This is a genomic window from Granulibacter bethesdensis, assembly GCF_001889545.1.
GTDB classification, from domain to species: domain Bacteria; phylum Pseudomonadota; class Alphaproteobacteria; order Acetobacterales; family Acetobacteraceae; genus Granulibacter; species Granulibacter bethesdensis_B.
The window spans coordinates 1,586,987-1,608,761 of the sequence record NZ_CP018194.1 but is presented as its reverse complement, the minus strand read 5'-3'; the positions used below and the strand labels follow the sequence as shown (position 1 = coordinate 1,608,761).

Sequence of the window (21,775 nt, the reverse complement as noted above, 5' to 3'; positions counted from 1 at the left end):
GGGAGCCGATCATATTCTGGAGCGGTCCCCCGGCAGAGGCGGGGCCGGATCGCGCACCAGCCAGTAAACGATCCCCAGACACAGGATAGCGGCAGAGAGGGAGAGCATCTCCACCATGCCGGTATCCTTGATATCCATGATGATGAACTTGCGCACCGTGGTGAGCATACCGATCAGAATGACGGAGCGGATGCGGATGGCGGGCCGGTCCCGCCCGTCTCCGATCCGCAACAGGGAGTGCTTGAACTCCAGCGCGATCAGCACGGTAAAAATCATGCCGAAAATCCGTTGCAGCACCTGCGGGTCGGAGGGGTTCAGCCCATGCTCCGCCAGCATCACCACCAGCGATGCCACCAGCCGCCATAGCGACAGCGCAGCCAGCAGAACGATGACGATGGTCAGGATCAGCATCACCCCGTCCTCGAAAAGGTCAAACAGCCTTGTCACCCAACGGGAGGAAGAGAAGCGGGTCGATGGCAGGCGGGAACTGGTAGGCTGACCACTCATGAAGAAGGCTGTCCTTATGGAGTGCGATTCGGGAATCGCGATGCTGTGACGTTAGGGATAGCACCCCATATTGTGAATCCAGAGAGCCGCCTGTGGTGCAGCGTTGCCGGAGGCACACCCCTGACGTGAATCGGCGACGATTGGACGGGGCGCGGTGTGCAGGGTAGCTTGGAAGGATTGTCTGGCCGGCGCGATGGAGAGATGCTGTCTCCGGTTGTGACAGAACGGAATTTGCCGGAACGAGATACGCAATGGATACGATCATGACCGCCGGACCCTCTGCCCCGGGCACAGCCAAGGCCTGGACACCGCAAAGCTGGCGTGAACGCCCGATTTTGCAGGTGCCGGTCTATCCGGATCCGGTTGCGCTGGGTGAGGTCGAGCAGCGTCTGCATCGCTATCCGCCACTGGTTTTTGCGGGAGAGGCACGCCGTCTGAAGGCTCAGCTCGCCGAAGTGGCGCAGGGCCGGGCTTTTGTATTACAGGGCGGCGACTGCGCAGAGAGTTTCGGCGATTTCACCGCCAATATCATCCGTGACACGTTCCGTGTGCTGTTGCAGATGGCGGTGGTGCTGACATTCGGCGCTGGGGTGCCGGTGGTGAAGGTCGGGCGGATGGCCGGTCAGTTCGCCAAGCCGCGCTCCAGCGATACTGAAACGGTGAATGGAGAGACTCTGCCCAGCTATCGTGGCGATATCATCAATGGCCCGGCCTTCACGGCGGAGGATCGCGTGCCGGACCCGGCACGGATGGAGACCGCCTATTTTCAGTCCACAGGACGGATGAACCTGCTGCGGGCCTTTGCTTCCGGCGGCTATGCCGATTTGCATGAGGTTCATCGCTGGAATCTTGGTTTTGTGGAGCGGTCCCCGCTGGCCAGCCAGTACCGGGATATGGCGACCCGCATTGATGAAACGCTGCGCTTCATGGCCGCCTGTGGATTGAAAGACACCGCGCAGGTGCGGGAAACCGAATTCTACACCGGGCATGAGGCGCTGTTGCTGCCTTACGAAGAAGCCTTCACCCGGGTCGATTCCACCACGGGTGAGTATTATGGCTGCTCCGCGCATTTCATCTGGATCGGCGAGCGGACCCGTCAGCCGGACGGTGCGCATGTGGAATTCATGCGCGGCATCCATAATCCCATTGGCATCAAGCTCGGCCCGAATGCCGATCCTGATGAGGTGGTACGCCTGTGTGAATTGCTGAACCCGCGCGCCGAGCCGGGCCGCATCACCCTGATCAGCCGCATGGGCGCGGATAAGGTGCGGGATCGCCTGCCGCCTTTGCTACGGGCGGTCAAGCGCTCGGGCCTGCCGGTGGTGTGGGTGTGCGACCCGATGCATGGCAACACGATCTCGACCAACAGCAAGGTCAAGACCCGTAACTTCGACAGTATCCTTGGCGAGGTGCGTGGCTTCTTCGACGCGCATGCGCAGGAAGGAACCTGGGCGGGCGGTATCCATGTGGAGATGACAGGCCGCGATGTGACCGAATGCATCGGTGGCGCCCATCGCCTGACCGAGACCGATCTTGGCCGCGCCTATGAAACCTTCTGCGATCCGCGCCTGAATGCGGAACAGTCGCTGGAATTGGCGTTCCTGCTGGCGAGTGAGTTGAAGCAGCGCCTGCACCACGTCAGCAAATCCATCCCGTAACGACGCAGAGATCGACAGATGGATGGCTCTCATGAGGCACGCGATAGCGATGAGGATATAGCGAGCCGTACCGATGCGTATTTCAACCGTACGCGGGCCATCGTTTCCCGGTTTGGAGACGTATCGGTCACCTATGCTGTGTTTCTGCGGCGTCCGGTCCTGTCAGCCACCAGACTGGCGACAGAGTGGCTGCATGACGTGATGCGGCGGCGTGGCGAGCAGGTCCTGATCGAGGCGCTCCACAAGGAGGGAGAGTGGGTCGGGGCCGGGGAACCACTGTTGTATATATCCGGCAGTTTCCGGGCATTGGTCGATCTGGAGACGATCCTGCTCCAGAAACTCGGCCCGGCCTGTGTCGCGGCGCTGAATGCCAGCCAGATGTGCCTTGCCCTGCCGGAATCTGCGTTTCTGGCTATGGAAGCCCGCCATTGTGCGGGGGCGGAAATGGAAGACATCATGGCCTATGCCGCTTCTGTTGGCAGTACGGCAGCCCGGCGGGAGGGGGCAAAAGGCTTTATCGGCAATGCCAATGATGCCACCGCCCACTGGTTCGGGGCTGCCTCCGGTTTCGGTACCATGCCGCATGCATTGATTGGTTACGCAGGCTCGACCCTCCGTGCCTGCGAGATGTTCGCCGAAACATTTCCCGAGGAGAAAATGACGGTTCTGGCTGATTATTTCGGTCAGGAACTGACAGACACGCTGACTGTCTGCCGTCGTTTTCCGGAAAGGGCTGCTTCCGGCAATCTTGCCGTGCGGCTGGATACCCATGGCGGACGTTTCATGGAGGGTTTAAGCCCCTCCGCGAGTTACGCCGTCCTTGAAAAACACGCGCCGGAGGCAATCCGTCGCTACCGGTCGGAGGACGAACTGCGTTATCTGGTCGGCACCGGTGTTTCGGCGGCATCCATCTGGCATATGCGCGATACGCTGGACGAGGCGGGTTTCCCCAAAGTGGGAATCGTGGCGTCCTCCGGCTTCAGTGCTGAAAAATGCCGGGTCATGGCGGATGCGCATGCACCGATTGATGTGGTCGGCACGGGCAGCTTTATCCCCGAACGCTGGAGCGAAACCTATGCGACAGCGGACATCATTGCCTATGATGGGCAGCCCCGCGTGAAGGTGGGGCGAGAGTTTCTGTTCCGCAAGGATCGTTGATCCGATCTTCAGGGGTGTGGCGTGGAAACCCTGATGCTGGCTGGCGTTAAGGCCTGCAAATGCCGGACTGGATCATGCCATGAAGCTCTTCACCTGCGACCATTGCGGAAACCTGCTGTATTTCGAAAACCGGGAATGCGGCAAATGCGGGCACAGGCTGGGATATATTCCCCAGACGGCCTCGCTCAGCGCGTTGGAACCGATAGAAGCTGATGAGGACGGAACACCCGTGTTCCGCGCCATGGCGGATGGAGGCACCTACCGCTTCTGCGACAATGTGGTGAATGATGGTTGCAACTGGCTGGTCCCGACTGGGAGTGCCGACCGGTTCTGTCTGGCCTGCCGCCATAACCGGACCATTCCCGATCTGTCTATTCCCGGCAATCTGGAGAAATGGCAGAAGCTGGAGCTGGCCAAACATCGCCTGTTTTATACGCTGATCCAGCTCGGTCTGCCTCTGCCGACGGTGCAGGAGCATCCGGAGGGGCTGGTATTCGATTTCAAGGATGACACTCCGGAGGAGCCGGTGCTGACCGGTCACGATAACGGCGTTATCACCATCGCGCTGAAAGAGGCTGATGATGCCGAGCGTGCCAAGATGCAGCAGGAGATGGGCGAGCAATATCGCACCTTGATCGGCCATTTCCGTCATGAAGTCGGCCATTTCTTCTGGGATCGTCTGGTGCGGGATGGCGACCGTCTGGAAGAATGCCGTGCGGTGTTCGGCGATGAGCGGCTGGATTACCAGCAGGCCTTGCAGAACCGGTATGAGAACGGCCCCCCTGTGGGTTGGGAGGAGAATTTCATCAGCGCCTATGCCAGCGTGCATCCTTGGGAGGATTTCGCGGAAACATGGGCGCATTACCTGCATATCGTCGACACTCTGGAGACTGCCAACGCCTTTGGGCTTCAGGTGCGGGCAAAGGCCGATGCCAGTGGTGAAATGGCGACCAAAATCGATTTTGGCCCGCATGAGGTTGATCGTATCGAAGATCTGATCACCGCCTGGGTTCCGCTGACAGTGGCCGTGAACAGTCTCAACCGGAGCATGGGGGAGGCTGATCTTTATCCCTTTGTATTGAACAGCGCTGTGGAGGCGAAGCTGGGCTTTATCCATACGCTGATTCATGATCACCGCCATGCTGTGGTCCAGGCGGAGCCGCAGGCGGCATAAACAGGGTGTCTGCCTTTCCGTCGCCTTGCTTCTATCGGCGGAGCAACTGCACTATATGATAGGCTTTCAACCCGCCCGCCACCGAGCCGGGCGGGTTTCCTGTTTTGGTGCGCCGGGCGGTCAGAACGCCCAGATGAAAGGCAGACTGGTTTGAGTGATCTGTTTTCTCCCGATGGTGGATGGCGCGTGCGCATCCTCGATCTGTCGGCCCCCGAGGATGCGGCGCTGGAAGATCGCGTGGTGGAGGAAGTGTCAGGTTTTCTGACGCTGATGCACGCCAATGCCTTTGCCCGCCGCTATGTGCGCGACAGCCTCGAACGGTGCCGCGAGACCGGTATGGCTCCGGCTGACGTGCTGGCCGCATGGTCTGCTTTCGGGGAGGATGCTGAAGTGGTGGATGGTGGCGAGCATGGCTGGTCCAGCGCCGCGGAAGTCGGCGTCTTCGCCCGTGAACCTGCCAGGGGAGAAGACCGGGACTGGCGCCTGATCGATCCACGCCGGGATACGGATGATGATGCGGAGGAGGACGCGCCCTCCGGGACTGCATCGGCGGGGGCGGCTGATGATGATGACGGGCGGGAGGATTGATCCATGGTGCATGTTCGCTTCGCGCCCAGCCCGACGGGTTATCTGCATGTCGGTAATGCCCGGATTGCGGTGGCCAATGCGCTGTTTGCCCTGCGCTATTCCGGCAAGTTCACCCTGCGTCTGGACGATACCGATCTGGAACGCTCCCGCGATGAATATGCGGAGGCCATTGCGCAGGATCTCCGCTGGATGGGGATTGAATGGGCCGATACATTCCGCCAGCGCGACAACATGGATCGCTACACAGCGGCTGCGGACGCTTTGAAGGCATCGGGCCGTCTGTACCCATGCTTCGAGAGCGAGGAGGAACTCCGCTACAAACGGGAATTGCGTCTGAAGCAGGGACGTGCCCCGGTTTATGACCGTGCCATGCTGAAAATGACACCGGAGCAGCGTGCGCAGGCCGAAGCCAATGGCAAGCGGCCCTACTGGCGCTTTCTTCTGTCTGACCGCACCGTTGGCTGGCGCGATGGCGTGCTGGGGCCGCGCCAGGTGAAGTTGCAGGCGATCTCCGATCCGGTGGTGATCCGCGCCGATGGCACACCGCTTTATACGTTCACTTCGGTGGTGGATGATATTGCAACCGGTGTCACCCACATCATCCGTGGTGAGGATCATATCAGCAATAGCGGTGTGCAGACCGATCTGTTCGAGGCACTCGGCAAGGCGGCTCCCGCGCTTGCGCATCTGCCGCTGCTGACGGATGCGGATGGCGGCAAGCTCTCCAAGCGGATCGACAGCCTGACCCTGCGCAGTCTGGCACGGGATGGGATCGAACCGGTGGCGCTGGTCTCCTATCTGGCTCGGCTCGGCTCCTCCCGCGATCCGCAGCCATTGACGCTGGCGGAGCTGGCACAGGGGTTTGATCTTGATGCATTTTCTGCTTCCTCGGCCCGGTTCGATGGCAGTCAGCTTGCTGCGTTGAACCGTCGCACCTTGCAGAGCATGCCGTTCAGCGCGGTGCAGGACCGTCTGCCGCAAGGGGCCACCGAAGCGTTCTGGGAGGCGGTGCGCGGCAATCTGGATATGCTGGCGGAAGCTCGTCTGTGGTGGGATGTCGTTGCAGGCAGCATTGTGCCGCCGGTTCTGACGGATGAGGATACTGCTCTGCTGAAGCAGGCTCTGCCTTTGCTGCCGCAGGAGCCGTGGGATACCACCACATGGTCCGTCTGGACGCGCGCGGTGAAGGAGGCATCGGGTCGCTCGGGCCGCGCCTTGTTCCGCCCGCTCCGTCTGGCGCTGACCGGGGAGGAGCATGGGCCGGAACTGGCTGCGCTGTTGCCCCTGATGGGGGCTGAACGTGTGCGGACCCGCCTCATTCTGGCATCGGGAGCCATGGCGGAATGAGTCGTGCTTTTGTCTCCGAGGATGCGATGGCGGCTCAGGCTGCCGAAGTGCCGGAACGCCCGATCAGTGGTCGCCCCAATCTCGTGACTGCCAGCGGCCTGTCAGCGATTGAGGCGGAGATTGCCCGGCTGCAGACGGCTCTGGCGGAAGAAAAACAGTCCAATCCCGAGGAGAGCGAACGTCGCGCGGTGCTGGCCCGTGATCTGCGGTACTGGCTGGCGCGCCGGGCCTCGGCCCAACTGGTGCCACCTGCACCGGATGATCTGGAGGAGGTCGCGTTCGGGGATACCGTCCAGCTCAGTCTGGGTAATCGCACCGTGATCTACCGCATCGTCGGGGAAGATGAGGCCGATCCGAAACAGGGCCTGATCAGCTATGCTTCTCCCCTCGCAGAGGCCCTGCTTGGGGCAGGGCTGGAGGAGGAGGTCACATTCGGCGCAGGCCGCCCGCCAGCAACGGTTCTGAAAATCATCCGCTGACAGGGCTTCTGTCAGCGGATGGATCGGTGGAGAAAATCTGCCAAGTCGCGGGCAGGGAAATCACTCGCGCAGTCAGGGTGCTTCTTTGTGCGTTGGTCACGCCGGATAGCGTGATGACGGTGTGATCAGAAAGCGAAATCTGTAACGAGCCATTGGTGACGTTCTGGCTGATCTCGAAGGGTTGGTAGTCAAACAGTTCAATTTTTATTCTTGCTGGTGTCGAAATCATAAATCGTTGTCGTACCGCCACCCGCACCGGCGGTAACGGCGAAAACATCGCTGCCTGAGCCTGCGATGACCGTGGCGGTGGCACTCCCCAGCTCCACCTGTAAAGGTGCTTTTTCCCGAGCCTGCGATAAAGGTCAGGGCACCTCTGCCGGCGGAAAGGTTGCGAGACTGATCCACCACCTGAATGGTATCCGCACCCTGACCAAGTTGCAGCTTTCCGGCATTCAGGGCGTATCCGCTCCCCCAGTCTCAGTCTGGAATCGCCATTATTGAACGCCGCAATCGTCTAGCTGGAAGTGCCTGTGCCGGACAGCGTCAGTACCGAGGCAGCACCAAGTGAGACGGTGATACTGTCCAGCCTCCCGTCGATAACCCAGCCTGCTCCATCGGCGGGTGAAAGAGCACTGAAATTTACGAACTCTGTGCTGATGCCGATAAGTTTTCCGTTGGGGGGCGGCAGATGTCGCTGCCATCAATATCAGAGCGCTGGATGCCACTATGCTGCTGGTGGGGACGCCGCTATCAACGATTCCCTCAAACACGGCATCGGTACCGATCTGTACCTGATTTTTAAAGGATCCATGGAAACTGATGCGGCCAACTGAATGGAGATGCCATTCTGGCCGATGATTGTACCATCCGTAATGATGGTGCCACCCGTTGTTACCAAGGTGATGGAACTGTTTACCACCATGGCTACTTCGGCTTAGTAACCGGTGATGACTGCACCATGATTATTGGTCACCGTGTCACCGGATGCCACATCGACTCCGATATTATTGATACCGGTGATGGTTTTATAAAAGTGGTGATACCGTAAGAAACGGGATAGGTGTTGGCGGCCGGCACAACAAGCTTGATGCCAGTATCATCGCCTGAAATCACACCTTCTGTTTTGTTCATAAGGGCGGTGTTCGCAATACCATAAATGGCAACGCCATTTGTAATGCCATCTCCGGCACCGCCGAGAATGGTTCCCTGGTTGGTAATACTGGGGGGCAGGGATAAAGATGCTGCTTCAATATCCGGCCCATAATCCATACCCTGAATTACGGCCGCCTGATTATTGTCAATGTTGGTGGTGCTATCTACCACGATCCCGGTGTCATTCAATGAAACAACTGTTGTGGCGCTGGAGGCTTATAGAGAACAAGTCTAGTCTAAGTAAGGCCTGAAGTTTAAACATTATTATCCACGTGTATATTTTATATAAATATATAATATTTGTAATCAGGTAAAAATTATTTAGAAATACCATAATATTTTGTAAAAATTTCAAAACAGATCATATTTTATTAATTTTAAAAGTAAAATATCTGCAATTTCTAAAAATATCACTAAAAATCAATATTTAATCTTGATTAATTTTGTTTGTAGCAAATTTATTTTAAATTAATTAAAAAATTAAATTAAATTCTATAAGACTGTATTAATTTTCAGAAAAAAAATTGGTAATGATATTATTCTCTTTTATGTGATTCACTTTTGAGCTACTGTTTCGCAAAGTTGATATTCGATATGTAAAAAAAGAAGATTTTTGGGTTCAGTTTAGGCGGATTTATAATGAGCACTCTCAGTTCAACCACTTCAGGTGTTATTCTTACTAACGCTTATGCGAACCCTATTGATATCAATCCGGGTGTTACCGTCTCCAATACCAGCGGTGTGGGGATAGGAAGTTCTCTAACAACGCCCTGGACCATTAATAACAGCGGTGCTGTCTCAGGCACCACGACAGGCATTAGCCTGGCATCTGGTGGAACCATTACCAATCTGAGTGGGGCATCCATTGCTGGTGGTAACGGTAGCACTCTTTATTGGGGTATCCAGATAGGGAGTCAGGGAACCGTCAATAATAGTGGCTCCATTTCGGGGGCAGGTGGTATATATGCTGGCAATAGCTCCAGCATTACCAACAATGCTGGTGGTGTTATTCGTGGTTTAGACGTTAATTTTGGCATCACCGTAAACGGCAATGGTAATGTTGTTAATGCTGGTGGTATTACCGCAGCAACAGACGCTGTTAATTTTGGTGGGGACAATAATTTCCTCAATAATTCTGGCTCATTAGTTTCAAATAATACTGGAAACAGTGGCGCCTATCTGAATGGTGTTGGAAACTATGCAACCAACACTGGCTTTATTAAGGGCGGTAATTTTGGTCTTGGCATGTACTCAGGTACAATTGTCAATGCTGGTTCGATTAATGCTACTAATTCATCCGGCGCTCGTGGCGCAACTATTTTTAGCACCGATAGCAGAAATTCTCTGAACAACACTGGAAATATTACTAGCGCTGATACCGCTGTTTATATGGGTGGTGGCACTATTACTAACTCTGGCACCGATGCTCATATTAGTGGCGCCTCAATTGGTGTTCTTTTTACTGTTAGTGATACCGGGGCTGTTTTTGGTAACGGCACCATTACTAATAGTGGGACTGTGGTGGGGGGCAGTGTTGGTATCAGCTCGGCCGGGAGTCTGATTGTTACGAATCTGGCCGGTGGATATATATCTGGTTCTCTTCGTGCTATTGGTGGATCTGGTGGTGCTAGCATCGATAACAGTGGCACTATAGTAGGCGCTAATGGGATCAGTATTAGTGGTGCTTCTGTTAATATTACAAATCGGGCAGGGGGAACGATCCAGGCAACAGGCACCCGTTATGGTATTAATGTTTTTGGTACCGTAAGTAATATCATTAGTAATGATGGCAATATAACCGCGATTTATGATGGTCTTCATACTAATGGTATTGGTAGTGTAACTAATACTGGTATAATTATTTCGACAGGCAGTAATTTTGCTGGTGTCTATCTGAGTGGGAATACTGCCAATTATGCCTCCAATAGCTCTACAGGTCGGATCACAGGTGCTTGGGCTGGCCTTGGCATCGATACTGGCACAGTCGTCAACGATGGAACGATTATCGGGAACTCTACTGCTGCCGATGGTAGAGGCGTTATTTTCCAGAGCGCCAGTTCTGGCAATGTACTGACCAACACCGGGCAGATTACCAGCACCGCCACTGGCGTTTTGATGGCGGCGGGGACTATCAATAATACCGGGACTGCTGCGACCATTGTCGGTAATACATTTGGTGTTGTATTCAGCAGCGGTTCACTAGCGCAGAGTATCGTTAACAGTAGTAAAATCCAAGGCGGCGTTTTCGGTATCAGCGCGGCCGGAAATGCTAATGTTAGCAACCAGGTGGGTGGATATATCTCTGGTGGCAGCACCGGTATCGTCTCCGTTTTGGCCGGCACAGTTGCCAATTATGGCACTATCATAGGTTCTTCTGGCCCTGCCATTGCCCTGCAGGGTACCGGTTCCAACCTGCTGCAGTTGGGTGTCAGCTCCCAGATCACAGGAAGCGTCACTGCCAATAGCGCCGGGACTAACACACTCGAATTGCTTTCTGGAGCCTCTGCCGGCACCATTAGTGGTATCGGCACGCAATATGTTGGCTTCCAGACCGCTACTGTCGATAGCGGAGCCACATGGACAATCAATGGCGGTGGTAGCTTTACTTCATTTACTAATAGCGGCAATCTAACAAACACAGGCACATTATCTGTTACGAATGGTGTTGTCATTGCAGGAGCCGGTGTTCTTACTAACTCTACCGGAGCTTCTATCGCCAGCACAGGCACCCAATACGTGGTCTGGTCAACTGGGACCGGTGCTACCTTTATTAATGTCGGAACTGTTAGTGCGACTAACGCTGTTTCTTTGTCCGGTAATGCTGTTATTACCAATAATGCAGGTGGTCTGATCCAGGCAACTGGTACTAATTTCGGTATCACTTCTAATGGTTCTGGAAACATTGTTTCAAATAGTGGCAATATTAGAGCTATAAATGATGCAGTCAATCTGGGTGGGAGTAATAACTTCCTGTACAACAGTGGTAGTATTGTATCGTCTCAGTCTACCAACAGCGGTGTTTACCTGAATGGCACTCAAGCATATGCAACTAATAGTGCTGCTGGTTTTATTCAGGGTGGTGTTTTTGGTTTTGGTGCGTTTTCGGGTACCATTAATAATTCCGGATCAATTAATGCTACGAATACCCAATTTGGCATGGGTATCGGTATTTATACGGTAGATAATTTTAATGCACTAAATAATACCGGTCGTATCACAAGCGGTTCTACCGGTGTTAACATGGGCGGCGGTATTGTTAACAATACTGCTGCAACTGCTTATATTGGTGGATCTTATGCTGGTATCATATTTGGTGGAAACACTAATAGCACCACTGGTCAGGTTACTCTTGTTGGCAATGGTAGTGTAAATAATACCGGTACAATTTTCGGCGGTAATATAGGTATCACTTCTGTTGGTAGTATTTCCGTTACTAATAGTGGTAAGATTTCTGGTGCCAGTCAGGGCATTATGGCCGCTGGAGCAATTTTTGTTACAAACCAAGCTGGCGCAAGTATTGTAAGTAATAATAATGCCATCCGTGGTTCTACGGGTACAATTTCTAATTTTGGTACTATTCAAGGTAATGGTGTCACTCTGTTTAGTGGTGGCGCTGGCTTTGTTACCAACAGCTCCGGTGCTTTGATTGAGTCTAATAATGGTTGGGCTGTGCAAATAGACTACGGCAGCAACACGGTTAATAATGCGGGCAAAATAACAGGTGCTAATGATGGTGTGCATCTGGGTGCGAACAACGCTACAGCAGCTGCTAATAATACACTTATCAATACAGGATCTATTATAAGCACTGGCGTGGCAAATGCCGCTGCTTATCTTGAGGGTTCTGGAAACACTGCTTCGAACAGCGGTTACATCCAAGGTGGCGCTTACGGCATTGGTATGGATGGCGGTGGGATTAATAATGCTGGTACCATTACTGTGAGTAATGGTTTGGGCGTATTAATTCGAAGCGTGACTGCAACCAACAGCCTGGTTAACACGGGAACGATTTTAAGTGTTGGGACAGGTGCTCAGTTAGGCGCAGGCAGTGTTCAGAACAATGGTACAGCAGCAACGATCAGCGGTGCAGCTTACGGGATTCTCTTCACTGGCTCATCGATAGTAACAAGTGGTGTTACGAATATTGTAACTGGCACCGTCACTAATAGTGGTAGCATTCTCAGTGGTAACTACGGTATCAGTGCAGCTGGAGCTGTGCTTGTTACCAACCTCAGCACTGGTCTTATCTCGTCTGCTGGAAGTTATGGCATCCAGTCTGCGCTTTCCGCGACTGTTGTGAACAGCGGCACAATTCAAGCTAATAATTATGGTATCAGCGCTGTAGGTAGCCTGATTGTTACTAATCAGTCTGGCGGCACCATATCTGGCTCTTCACGCGCTATTTTCGGAAGTGCAGGGGCTAGTATTTATAATGCGGGCCTTATTGATGGTGGCGGCATCAGTCTCACCAGTGGGAATGGTACTTTTACTAACGCTGCCAGTGCTACTGTACAGGCAACCATTGCCGGTTCTGATCATGCTGTGAAATTTGATGGTGCTGGTAACACTGTCAGGAACGATGGCACTATCGTGGGCATTAGTGATGCCGTGAATTTGGCTTCTACCCTCGGTGCTTCTGCTATTGGCAATAATACACTTATTAACACAGGCTTGCTGAAAACTACGGGAACTTATACTAGCGGTGCCTTCCTGCACGGCACTGGTAATTACATTTCGAATGCAGCAGGTGGTATTGTGATCGGGGGTGGCTGGGGTCTGGGTATGGACTCTGGCACGATCGATAATGCGGGCCAAATTTCTGTAAGCCTTTCCTCTACAGGTAAAGGTCTTGCTGTTTTTGGTACAGCGGGAGTGATAAATAATACAGGGACTGTCAGCAGTAACAGCACAGCTGTTGTGATGGGTGGTGGTACTTTAAACAATACAGCGGCTACAGCGGTTATCAGTGGTAATTCCTACGGTATTCAATTTATTTCCTCCTCTGCATCAGGTGTTGTTCTTAACAGAGGCAATATTCAGGGTGGAGTTTTCGGCATCAGTGTGGCCGGAAACGCTATCATTACAAACCAGGCAGGGGGATATATTTCGGGTGGTAGCACAGGCATCGTCTCCTCGCTGCCCGGGACAATTGTAAATAATGGTACTATTATTGGTTCTTCTGGAACGGCTATTGCATTGCAAGGTTCTGGTGCTAACCTCGTTCAGTTGGGTGTCAGCTCCCAGATTACCGGCAGTGTCACTGCCAACAGTGCTGGCGTTAACATACTTGAACTGCTTTCTGGGGCTTCTACCGGAGTAGTCAGTGGTATTGGAAGCCAATATATTGGCTTCCAGACTGTTACTATTGATAGCGGTGCAAGTTGGGCAATTAATGGGAGTAATTCGATTGCCCAGTCTACTTCTCTGATAAACAGTGGCACTATCAGCATTGCAAGTAATTTGACAATTGCTGGAACTATGAGAAACACATCCACGGCCCAGTTGGCTGGTAATGTTTCGTTGGTTTCAAATGGCACCATCACAAATGCTGGCACCATTAATGGGCAGATCAACGGGGGTGGAACAAGTGCCGTTCTGCTCAATACTGGATCCGTGCTCCAGACTGGTGCAATTGCGGTCAATCTTGGTTCAGGAGGTACTGTTACAAATAGCGGTTTAATTTCCAATGCTGGTGGGACAGCCGTCTATTTAGGCGGGACTGGTACCAATATATTGAATGTTAATAACAGCCTGGGGATTGTTGGTTCCATTATTGCTACAGGCAATATCAATAGCCTGAATATAAGCGGTGGTCAGGGTGGTACTCTGTCTACCCTGTCTGGACTTGGAACAACAATTGTTGGATTTAACCAGATTAATGTCGCAACTGGGGCAAACTGGAATCTGACAGGATCTAATTCAATCAGCAGTAACGCAACATTTACTGCAAATTCGGCGACATTGACTAACACTGGTACATTGGCTGGTAAAGTTAATTTGGGATTTGCAAGCACGTTGACTAATACTGGGATTTTAAATCCTGATGGTGCTGGCAATGTCATATCAATGGATGCCAGCAATAATCGCCTGATTTTAGTCCCAACCGCTGTCTTGAATGGGACTGTGACTGCTCAAGGTATTCTCAATTATCTGGAACTTGCTTCTGGATCTACAACTGGCACGATCAGTAGCATAGGTACCCAATACGTTGGGCTTAACGCTCAAATTAACCAGAACGCTAACTGGGTAATGAGTGGTTCTAATACTTTTGCTTCAGGGTTGACCCTGAATGTTATGGGAACACTTATTAACCGCAGTACTCTCCAAAGCCTAGGTACCATTATTGACAGCGGTCTGATAATAAATTCTGCCGCTATTTATGGGGGCATTTCCTTTGTTGGTAATGGCGCTATTACCAATGCTATATCCAGTGCTATTATTAATTCGAACGGTGCTGCAATTAGTGGTCAGGCAAGTTCTGTTTCCAATGCAGGTACTTTGATTGGTCATCGTTCTGGAACCACTGCTGGATATGGTATCTCATTCCAGGCTGGCGGAACGATTATCAATACTGGCGGTGTCACTGGTGATGATGCCGGCATCATTATCGGTGGTGCTGCTGGTACAGTCACAAATGTTGGTGCTATTAACGGCGTATCTAGCTATGGTATCGCGCTGCTGAATGGCGGCTATATCTCTAACGTCAGCGGTGCGGTCCTTTCCGGTGGTCAGATTGGCATTTATGCAACTGGGGCTGCTGCAACCATTGTTAATGATGGTGCTGCCTCTATTTTGGGTAATTCTACATCTGGGGTCGCCGTCAATTTGCAGTCTGGTGGCACTATTACCAATGCAGGCAGCATAGGGGGAGCAGGGGGCACAGCTGCTATTTGGGGTGGAAGTGGGCAGAATTTACTCCAATTGTATGCAGGTGCTCAGTTCACAGGATTGGTGATAGGTGGTGCTACAGCGACTAATACCTTGTCCCTTCTGTCCTCTTCTACCAGCGGTGTGATCAGCGGTATTGGAACAAGCTTTATCAACTTCCAGAATATTACTGTTGCATCGGGGGCAAGCTGGTCCCTGTCAGGTAGCAATAGCATAGCTGCAAGCTATAATCTTATAAACAGTGGTCTGCTCATAAACGCAGGTACATTTAATAACAGTGGAACCATTAGTAATACTGCTATCGGTACTTTGTCAGGTGGGGTTACACTTTCCAATAATGGTCTTTTGATTAATTCTGGTTTGGTAAGTGGTACTGTTGTTGGGGCTGGCAGCAATAATACAATTACTAATTATGGGAATATTACTCCTGCTGGTTCTACTGCTATTGCGATGGGTGGAACAGGCATCAATCTCCTGCAGTTGGGAGTCAGCTCCCAGATTAATGGCATAGCTACCGCTAACAATGCTGGAACCAATACTCTTGAACTGTTTTCAGGAGCATCTGCAGGAACCATTAATGGATCTAACTTTATTGGATTCCAGACGGGTTCTGTTGATGCGGGTGCAGTCTGGACGATTTCCGGCAATGGCAATTTCACTTCACTTGTGAACAATGGTACGCTTATCAACCAAGGCACCCTGTCTGCAGCGCAGGGCATTATTTTAAATGTCAGCACGGCGTCTCTAACAAATGCTAATAGTGCTACAATAAGTAATATTGGGACTGCGCAATATGTTATTAGTGCTAGTAATAGCGGAGGTATTATTAATAATAGTGGCACCATTTCGGCCACAGGGAGTGGAGGGACTGTAGGTGCTATTACCCTGCTTTCCTATGGGACTATTACCAATAATGCTAGTGCTCAGATAGTTTCAAGTGGTAGTGCTTATACTGTTTTTATTAATGGCACAAATAACTATGTGCAGAATGCGGGCTTGATCAAGGGTGGATCTGATGCGGTCAATCTTGGTGCCAACAGTACGCTAATCAATACAGGTACATTGCAGACGACTGGAAGTTTTACCAGTGGTGCTTATCTGCATGGTAACGGAAATAGTATTTCGAATACTGGGCTTGTTTTAGGTGGAGGATTTGGCCTGGGCATGGATGCCGGCACCATCAATAATGCCGGAACAATTAGTGCAGGCAATTCAAGCGTTGGTAGGGGAGCAGTCTTCTCTTTTGCCAGTGCAGGTAATCTCCTGATCAATACAGGTGCTATCAGCAGCAATAGCACGGCTGTTCTAATGGGTGCAGGAACTGTTCAGAATACAGTTGTTTCAGCACTTATCAGCGGTGCAGCCTATGGTATCCTATTTACCTCATCTGCTGCTGCAGGCAGTGTTCTAAACACTGGGACTATTTTAGGTGGGACATATGGTATTAGCGCGGCTGGTTCCCTTAGCGTTACAAACCAACTGAGCGCGTATATCTCTGGTAGCATTGGTATCCTTGCCCAGCAGGCGGCAACTATTAACAGTAACGGGACTATTATAGGTTCGTCTGGCACAGCCATTGCCATGAACGGCAATGGTGCCAATCTGTTGCAGTTGGGGGTTGCTGCTCAGATATCTGGTGTTGCGACAGCTAATACAGCAGGAAGCAATACTCTTGAATTGCTGTCGGGATCCTCGGCGGGTACAATCAGCGGCTCTCAAATTGCAGGTTTTCAGACAGGTCTTGTGGATGCTAATGCAACATGGACAATGTCGGGCAATAATAGCACCTTCACTTCATTCACTAATAATGGCAACCTGAATAATAAGGGAACGCTTGCAGCTGCAAATGGAATTATTATCGCAGGCACAGGCGTTATTCAAAATGCCATAAGCTCGGTTATTACTAATACTGGCTCTCAATATGCTGCCATCCAATCAACTGGAACAGGCGCTACTGTTATTAACAGTGGAAATATTAATGCATATAAAGCTATCTCTCTTTCTGGCAATGCCCGCATCACCAACAATGCGGGTGGTGTAATCCAATCCAGTGTTAGCGCTGGTGGCACTTTTGGTATTACTGCTGCTGGAGGCGGGAATGTTCTCGTTAATTCCGGCAATATCATAGCTGTCACTGACGGTGCTAATCTAGGCGACTCTACTGGCGGCAATACACTGCAAAACTCTGGTAGCATCACTTCTACTGGTAGTACTTTTAGTGGTGTTTACCTTAATGGGACCGGTAATCAGGCTACTAATAACGCCGGAGGCTTTATTCAGGCCGGCAATTTCGGTATTGGAATGTATTCCGGTACCGTCGTGAATGCTGGTTCGATTAACGCCATTAGCACTGTATCTGGTATGGGCGTAAACATTGCTTCTACCGATAATTCTAATCTTCTTATCAATACTGGCCGTATTACTAGTGGTAATAGTGCCGTTTGGATGGGCGGTGGCAACGTTACGAATAACACCAGTGGTGCTGTTATCAGTGGTTCCAACGTTGGTATTGCGTTTGTTTCCGCAACTGGAACGGGTGCGGTTAGCAACAGCGGTACCATTCAGGGTGGTAATATAGGTATCAGCGCGGCCGGCAGTCTCATTGTTACGAACTTGGCCAGTGCAACAATCTCTGGTTCTATTCAGGCTATTACCGCCGCGGCTGGCGCCAATATTAATAATAGTGGCCTTATTGATGGTTTGGGCGTCTTTATTGATAATGGTGGTGTTAACATTGTCAATAATTCAGGGGGGATAATTCAGGCTGGTGGAACAAATTGGGCTATTATACTTAAAGGTACTACAAACGTTGTAACTAATGCCGGAAAATTGAGTGGTTATAGCGATGCCCTTCATACGTATAATCTTGGAACCATATACAATTCTGGTAATATTATTTCGACAAGTACTTCAAATGCTGGTGCCTTCCTTGATACTTCAGGGGCTGCCAACTATGTCTCGAACAGTGCAGGTGGTCTGATCCAGGGTGGCTGGGCTGGCCTTGGTATGAATACAGGCACTATCATCAATGTCGGCACACTTATCGCCACTAATGGTTCTGATGGTAAAGGCGCAACCTTCCAGGATGTTAATGCTTCCAATCTGTTGACTAACTCCGGGCGGATTAGTAGTGCCAGCACCGGCGTTGTGATGGGGGCAGGGTCTATCCAGAATAACGGGGCTTCTGCGAACATTATCGGTAGTACATTTGGTATTCAGTTCACTGGCACAACCCTTGTGCAGAGCGTTCTGAACAGCGGCGGCACCATCCAGGGTGGAGTTTTCGGTATCACTGCGGCCGGAAACGCTAATGTTACCAATCTGGCGGGTGGCTATATCTCTGGTGGCAGCATCGGTATCGTCTCTGCTTTGGCTGGTACTGTTTCTAATAATGGTACTATCATTGGTGCTGCCGGTACTGTTGCTGGCACCGCTATTGCTCTGCAGGGTAGTGGTGCCAACCTGCTGAAGCTCGGGGTCAGCTCCCAGATTACCGGCAGTGTTACTGCCAATAGTGCGGGGACCAACACACTCGAATTGCTGTCCGGCGCTTCTACCGGCACGATCAGTGGTATAAGCACGCAATATGTCGGTTTCCAGACCGCTATTGTCGATAGCGGAGCTACGTGGGCGTTTACAGGCAGCAATTCGATTGCCTCATCTGCTGTGCTTACTAACAGTGGTACTATTAATAACAAAGGAACATTGGCCGGTATTATTACGATGACTTCCGGCGCTGCTCTGACAAATGCTGCTGGCGCTAATATTGGTAATGGAACGTTATCGCCTGCTATTGTTTCTGCGGGGACTTCTGTAAATATTGTCAATAATGGAACAATATCGGGCGGTCAGTCGCAGAATGCGCTGATAGCATTGGGTGCTTCTTCTGCCCTCACCAATAATGGTCTGATTCAGGGTAGTGGGGTAAGTGCTAATGTTATTAATGCAGGATTAAATGCTTCTATAACAAATAATGGATCAATTATAGAAACTCAAACAAGTAATACAGCAATTCAGATTGCCTCTGGCACATTAAATAATACTGGATTGGTAAGGTCTGACTTTGCTTTTTCAAATGGTATTTCAGCAAGTGGTGTTGCCACTGTTCTGAATACTGGAACCATCAGCGCTGCAGGCGCGTTCGGTCAGGCTATTGTCCTTGCCGCCGGCGGAACGGTTATGAATTCGGGTTCGATTGCTGCTCAGGTTGTAGCAGGGGTGACCCGTACGGCGATTAACTTTGGTGCTGGTAACAGCCGGTTGGGGATCACGAGTGGGAGTTCCATTACTGGAAATGTTGTCGCCAATGGTTCAGGAAACGTCCTTGAGCTTGATGGTGCCGGTACCACATTGAGTGGGTTTGGGACGCAATATACCGGGTTCCAGACGATTAACGTGAAGGGTAATGGCTGGGTTCTAAGTGATACGCTGACCAACACCAATATCCTGATGCAGACGACCGGCACGTTGACGGTTTCGCAGACGCTGGATGCATCCAACACGATTACGTTGGGCGGCACGAGTTCTGCGGGTGTTGGGTCTGGTAATATTATTATCAGCAATCCGGGTACTGCGCTGGCTGCTGCTGTCTCCGACTTCGGCAATGGCGAATCCATTACTCTGACTGGCTTGGCCTATCAGGCCTCCGATGTGGTGGATGTGGTGAGCAGTGGCGGGAATGCCTCCCTGATACTCTCTCATGTAGCCAGTGACGGGACGAAGACCCAGTATTACTCGATCAAGCTTGACCCCAACGCGCATGATCAGAACTACAAGATGCGTCAGGCTTCAGGCGGGAACGGTGTGACGGTCTATGATGACGGCACACCCTGCTATGTGCATGGCACGCTGATCCTGACGGATCGTGGTGAAGTTCCTGTTGAGGATCTGGAGATCGGTGATCATGTGATCACTGCCAGTGGTGAGGCACGTCCAATCCGTTGGCTGGGCCGTCGCAGCTATAATGGTCGGTTCATCCAAGGCCGTAAGGATGTGCTGCCGGTTCGTATCCGGCAGGGGGCTTTGGACGGGGTTCTGCCGAAGCGTGACCTGCTGGTGTCCCCGCTGCATGCGATGTTCATCTACGGCCTTCTGGTTCCGGCCGGTCGTTTGGTAAACGGCGTTTCCATTATTCAGGAACAAAACGTCGATACGTTGAATTATGTGCATATCGAGCTTGATACGCATGATATTGTGATTGCCGAGGGTGCTGCATCCGAAACCTATGTAGAGGACAACAATCGGAACATGTTCCACAATGCTCATACTTATGTTGCTAAGCCAGCAGCGAAGGTAAAAGCACGTAGTCGCAAGCGGGATGGTGTTGAGGGTGCCCTGTACTGCGCACCGCGTGTGGTTGATGGTATGGCGTTGGAAACTATCCGCATGTGGCTGATGGAAAATGAGGCATATCAGGACATGCAGCCAATTATTTTGAGTGCTTGATGCTTCCTCTGATATAAGGCTACACAAAAGGACTAGTTTGATAATCTGTCCATCATTTTTGGTAAACCCGCCGATTTTTCGGCGGGTTTTCTTTTTGAATCAGTGTTTTATTATTTTCGTTAAGCTTAATTTAATAATTTTGTGTTTTCAGTAAGTGCGGCCGGAGTGTTTATGCGTTGTCAGATTGCTGGAAAGTCTAGTTGAATAAATTTTGTTTCCGTCTTTCACTCGATGGTTTGTTGATTGATGAAAACCTGTATGCCCCTGCCAAACTCTGCAGCGGAGATGAGCCGTCGGCGCCTCATTGTTGGGCTGACTACTTTTCGGTATCGATCTCATATGACGTGGGCTGTTTCTGGTTGGAAGAGCAGCGAAAATTTTGAACGGTTGTCGCTATGGCCTGATCAGCCGCCGGGGGGGCGCGGCCCTGCTGGTCCGATTAGGATTGATGATGCAGGGGCGGTCAGTCACATTGCCGTTCCATATGTTGAAGTTTATAGGCCAATCAATCCCGATGGGCGTGCTGTGCTGATTGCTGCAGGCGGCGGTTACAGACGTATCATGATACAAAAAGAAGCACGCCCAGCCGCACGCTGGTTAGTAGCGCAGGGTATGACGGCATTTGTATTGTATTATCGGCTTCCTGATGAAGGGTGGGATCAGGGGCCATTGGCTCCGTTTCAGGATGCACAGCGGGCTTTGCGGGTAATCCGTGCCCATGCTGCGCAATATATGATTGATCAGCGGCGGGTTAGCGTGCTGGGCTTTTCGGCGGGCGGCCATTTAATGGGGCTAACAGCATGCCGCTCGGCTTTTCTATCTTATCAACCTGTTGATGATTGGGATGCGCTTTCTGCTCGCCCTATGGGGGCGGCATTGGTTTATCCGATTGTCACGCTTATGCCGCCTTATGATCATACTTCTACGCGCATTGCTCTTGTGGGTGACCATCCTTCAATGGCTCAAAGGAAGATGTGGTCAATAGAGACTTATATTCGGGCGCGCTGTCCACCGTTTTTTTTGGTCCAGGCGCAGGATGATGCCATTTCAGATCCTGACAATACTACGATTCTGGAACAGGCTTGTTTGCATGGCGATGTTCCAGTTGAGCGTCATGTTCTGTCAGAAGGGGGGCATGGGTTTGGTATAGGAAAAGCAGGATCACAGACTGCAAAATGGCCTGGCTGGTATAAAAACTGGATGTTGAAGAATATTTGAGCCTTTTTAATTTCTTTAATTTATATTAATATTTAATATAAATGAATAATCTGAAAATATTTTCTATTTTTAATCTTTTGCTTTGTGCCATCACAGTAGAATAGCCAAGATAAGCCGGTTGGTAGATTTTATTAATTTTATGGGGCTTTCACGCTTTAAAA

At 51.3% G+C, this 21,775-nt stretch carries 12 protein-coding genes; 9 read left to right on the top strand and 3 right to left on the bottom strand.

Going from position 1 to position 21,775, the window contains the following annotated elements:
• Positions 1-9: 9 nt before the first annotated feature.
• Positions 10-507 carry a phosphate-starvation-inducible PsiE family protein gene (locus GbCGDNIH8_RS07395; protein ID WP_072572696.1) on the bottom strand — a complete coding sequence of 166 codons (498 nt, stop codon included), beginning with the start codon at positions 505-507 and terminating at the stop codon, positions 10-12.
• Between the two features lie 263 nt (positions 508-770).
• On the opposite strand from GbCGDNIH8_RS07395, the gene GbCGDNIH8_RS07390 reads away from it, so the two are divergent.
• From GbCGDNIH8_RS07390 to GbCGDNIH8_RS07365, 6 genes are all read left to right on the top strand, one after another.
• Complete coding sequence (locus GbCGDNIH8_RS07390) at positions 771-2,165, top strand: class II 3-deoxy-7-phosphoheptulonate synthase (RefSeq protein ID WP_072573725.1); 1,395 nt, start codon at positions 771-773, stop codon at positions 2,163-2,165.
• Positions 2,166-2,183: 18 nt separating this feature from the next.
• Complete coding sequence (locus GbCGDNIH8_RS07385; RefSeq protein ID WP_072572695.1) at positions 2,184-3,323, top strand: beta/alpha barrel domain-containing protein; 1,140 nt, start codon at positions 2,184-2,186, stop codon at positions 3,321-3,323.
• A gap of 79 nt (positions 3,324-3,402) precedes the next feature.
• Complete coding sequence (locus GbCGDNIH8_RS07380) at positions 3,403-4,497, top strand: zinc-binding metallopeptidase family protein (protein WP_072572694.1); 1,095 nt, start codon at positions 3,403-3,405, stop codon at positions 4,495-4,497.
• Positions 4,498-4,647: 150 nt separating this feature from the next.
• Complete coding sequence (locus GbCGDNIH8_RS07375; protein ID WP_072572693.1) at positions 4,648-5,085, top strand: hypothetical protein; 438 nt, start codon at positions 4,648-4,650, stop codon at positions 5,083-5,085.
• A 3-nt stretch (positions 5,086-5,088) separates the two neighbouring features.
• Positions 5,089-6,432, top strand: a complete 1,344-nt coding sequence (gene gltX, locus GbCGDNIH8_RS07370) for a glutamate--tRNA ligase (protein WP_172822921.1) — start codon at positions 5,089-5,091, stop codon at positions 6,430-6,432.
• Positions 6,429-6,911 (top strand): GreA/GreB family elongation factor, encoded by a 483-nt coding sequence (locus tag GbCGDNIH8_RS07365; RefSeq protein WP_072572692.1) that lies wholly within the window; start codon positions 6,429-6,431, stop codon positions 6,909-6,911. The genes gltX and GbCGDNIH8_RS07365 overlap by 4 nt, the downstream gene beginning before the upstream one ends.
• On the opposite strand, the gene GbCGDNIH8_RS12855 is transcribed toward GbCGDNIH8_RS07365, so the two are convergent.
• Complete coding sequence (locus tag GbCGDNIH8_RS12855) at positions 6,901-7,140, bottom strand: hypothetical protein (RefSeq protein WP_172822919.1); 240 nt, start codon at positions 7,138-7,140, stop codon at positions 6,901-6,903. The genes GbCGDNIH8_RS07365 and GbCGDNIH8_RS12855 overlap by 11 nt on opposite strands.
• 65 nt (positions 7,141-7,205) lie before the next feature.
• Here GbCGDNIH8_RS12855 and GbCGDNIH8_RS13060 point away from each other — a divergent pair, with 65 nt between their 5' ends.
• Entirely contained in the window at positions 7,206-7,412 is a 207-nt protein-coding gene (locus GbCGDNIH8_RS13060) for a hypothetical protein (protein WP_172822918.1), read from the top strand.
• A gap of 468 nt (positions 7,413-7,880) precedes the next feature.
• On the opposite strand, the gene GbCGDNIH8_RS07360 is transcribed toward GbCGDNIH8_RS13060, so the two are convergent.
• Positions 7,881-8,234, bottom strand: coding sequence for a hypothetical protein (locus GbCGDNIH8_RS07360; RefSeq protein ID WP_072612683.1), 354 nt, complete (start codon positions 8,232-8,234; stop codon positions 7,881-7,883).
• A gap of 468 nt (positions 8,235-8,702) precedes the next feature.
• On the opposite strand from GbCGDNIH8_RS07360, the gene GbCGDNIH8_RS12615 reads away from it, so the two are divergent.
• Entirely contained in the window at positions 8,703-20,396 is an 11,694-nt protein-coding gene (locus tag GbCGDNIH8_RS12615) for a Hint domain-containing protein (protein ID WP_157692572.1), read from the top strand.
• Positions 20,397-20,735: 339 nt separating this feature from the next.
• A complete protein-coding gene (locus GbCGDNIH8_RS07350) occupies positions 20,736-21,614 on the top strand; it encodes an alpha/beta hydrolase (RefSeq protein WP_216634431.1) in 879 nt (292 codons plus the stop codon).
• Positions 21,615-21,775 lie beyond the last annotated feature (161 nt).

What these genes read in the sequence shown, in the direction of transcription:
- GbCGDNIH8_RS07395 (WP_072572696.1), bottom strand. Translation starts at nt 507, where the DNA reads ATGAGTGGTCAGCCTACCAGTTCCCGCCTGCCATCGACCCGCTTCTCT.
- GbCGDNIH8_RS07390 (WP_072573725.1), top strand. Translation starts at nt 771, where the DNA reads ATGACCGCCGGACCCTCTGCCCCGGGCACAGCCAAGGCCTGGACACCG.
- GbCGDNIH8_RS07385 (WP_072572695.1), top strand. Translation starts at nt 2,184, where the DNA reads ATGGATGGCTCTCATGAGGCACGCGATAGCGATGAGGATATAGCGAGC.
- GbCGDNIH8_RS07380 (WP_072572694.1), top strand. Translation starts at nt 3,403, where the DNA reads ATGAAGCTCTTCACCTGCGACCATTGCGGAAACCTGCTGTATTTCGAA.
- gltX (WP_172822921.1), top strand. Translation starts at nt 5,089, where the DNA reads ATGGTGCATGTTCGCTTCGCGCCCAGCCCGACGGGTTATCTGCATGTC.
- GbCGDNIH8_RS07365 (WP_072572692.1), top strand. Translation starts at nt 6,429, where the DNA reads ATGAGTCGTGCTTTTGTCTCCGAGGATGCGATGGCGGCTCAGGCTGCC.
- GbCGDNIH8_RS12855 (WP_172822919.1), bottom strand. Translation starts at nt 7,140, where the DNA reads ATGATTTCGACACCAGCAAGAATAAAAATTGAACTGTTTGACTACCAA.
- GbCGDNIH8_RS13060 (WP_172822918.1), top strand. Translation starts at nt 7,206, where the DNA reads ATGACCGTGGCGGTGGCACTCCCCAGCTCCACCTGTAAAGGTGCTTTT.
- GbCGDNIH8_RS12615 (WP_157692572.1), top strand. Translation starts at nt 8,703, where the DNA reads ATGAGCACTCTCAGTTCAACCACTTCAGGTGTTATTCTTACTAACGCT.
- GbCGDNIH8_RS07350 (WP_216634431.1), top strand. Translation starts at nt 20,736, where the DNA reads ATGACGTGGGCTGTTTCTGGTTGGAAGAGCAGCGAAAATTTTGAACGG.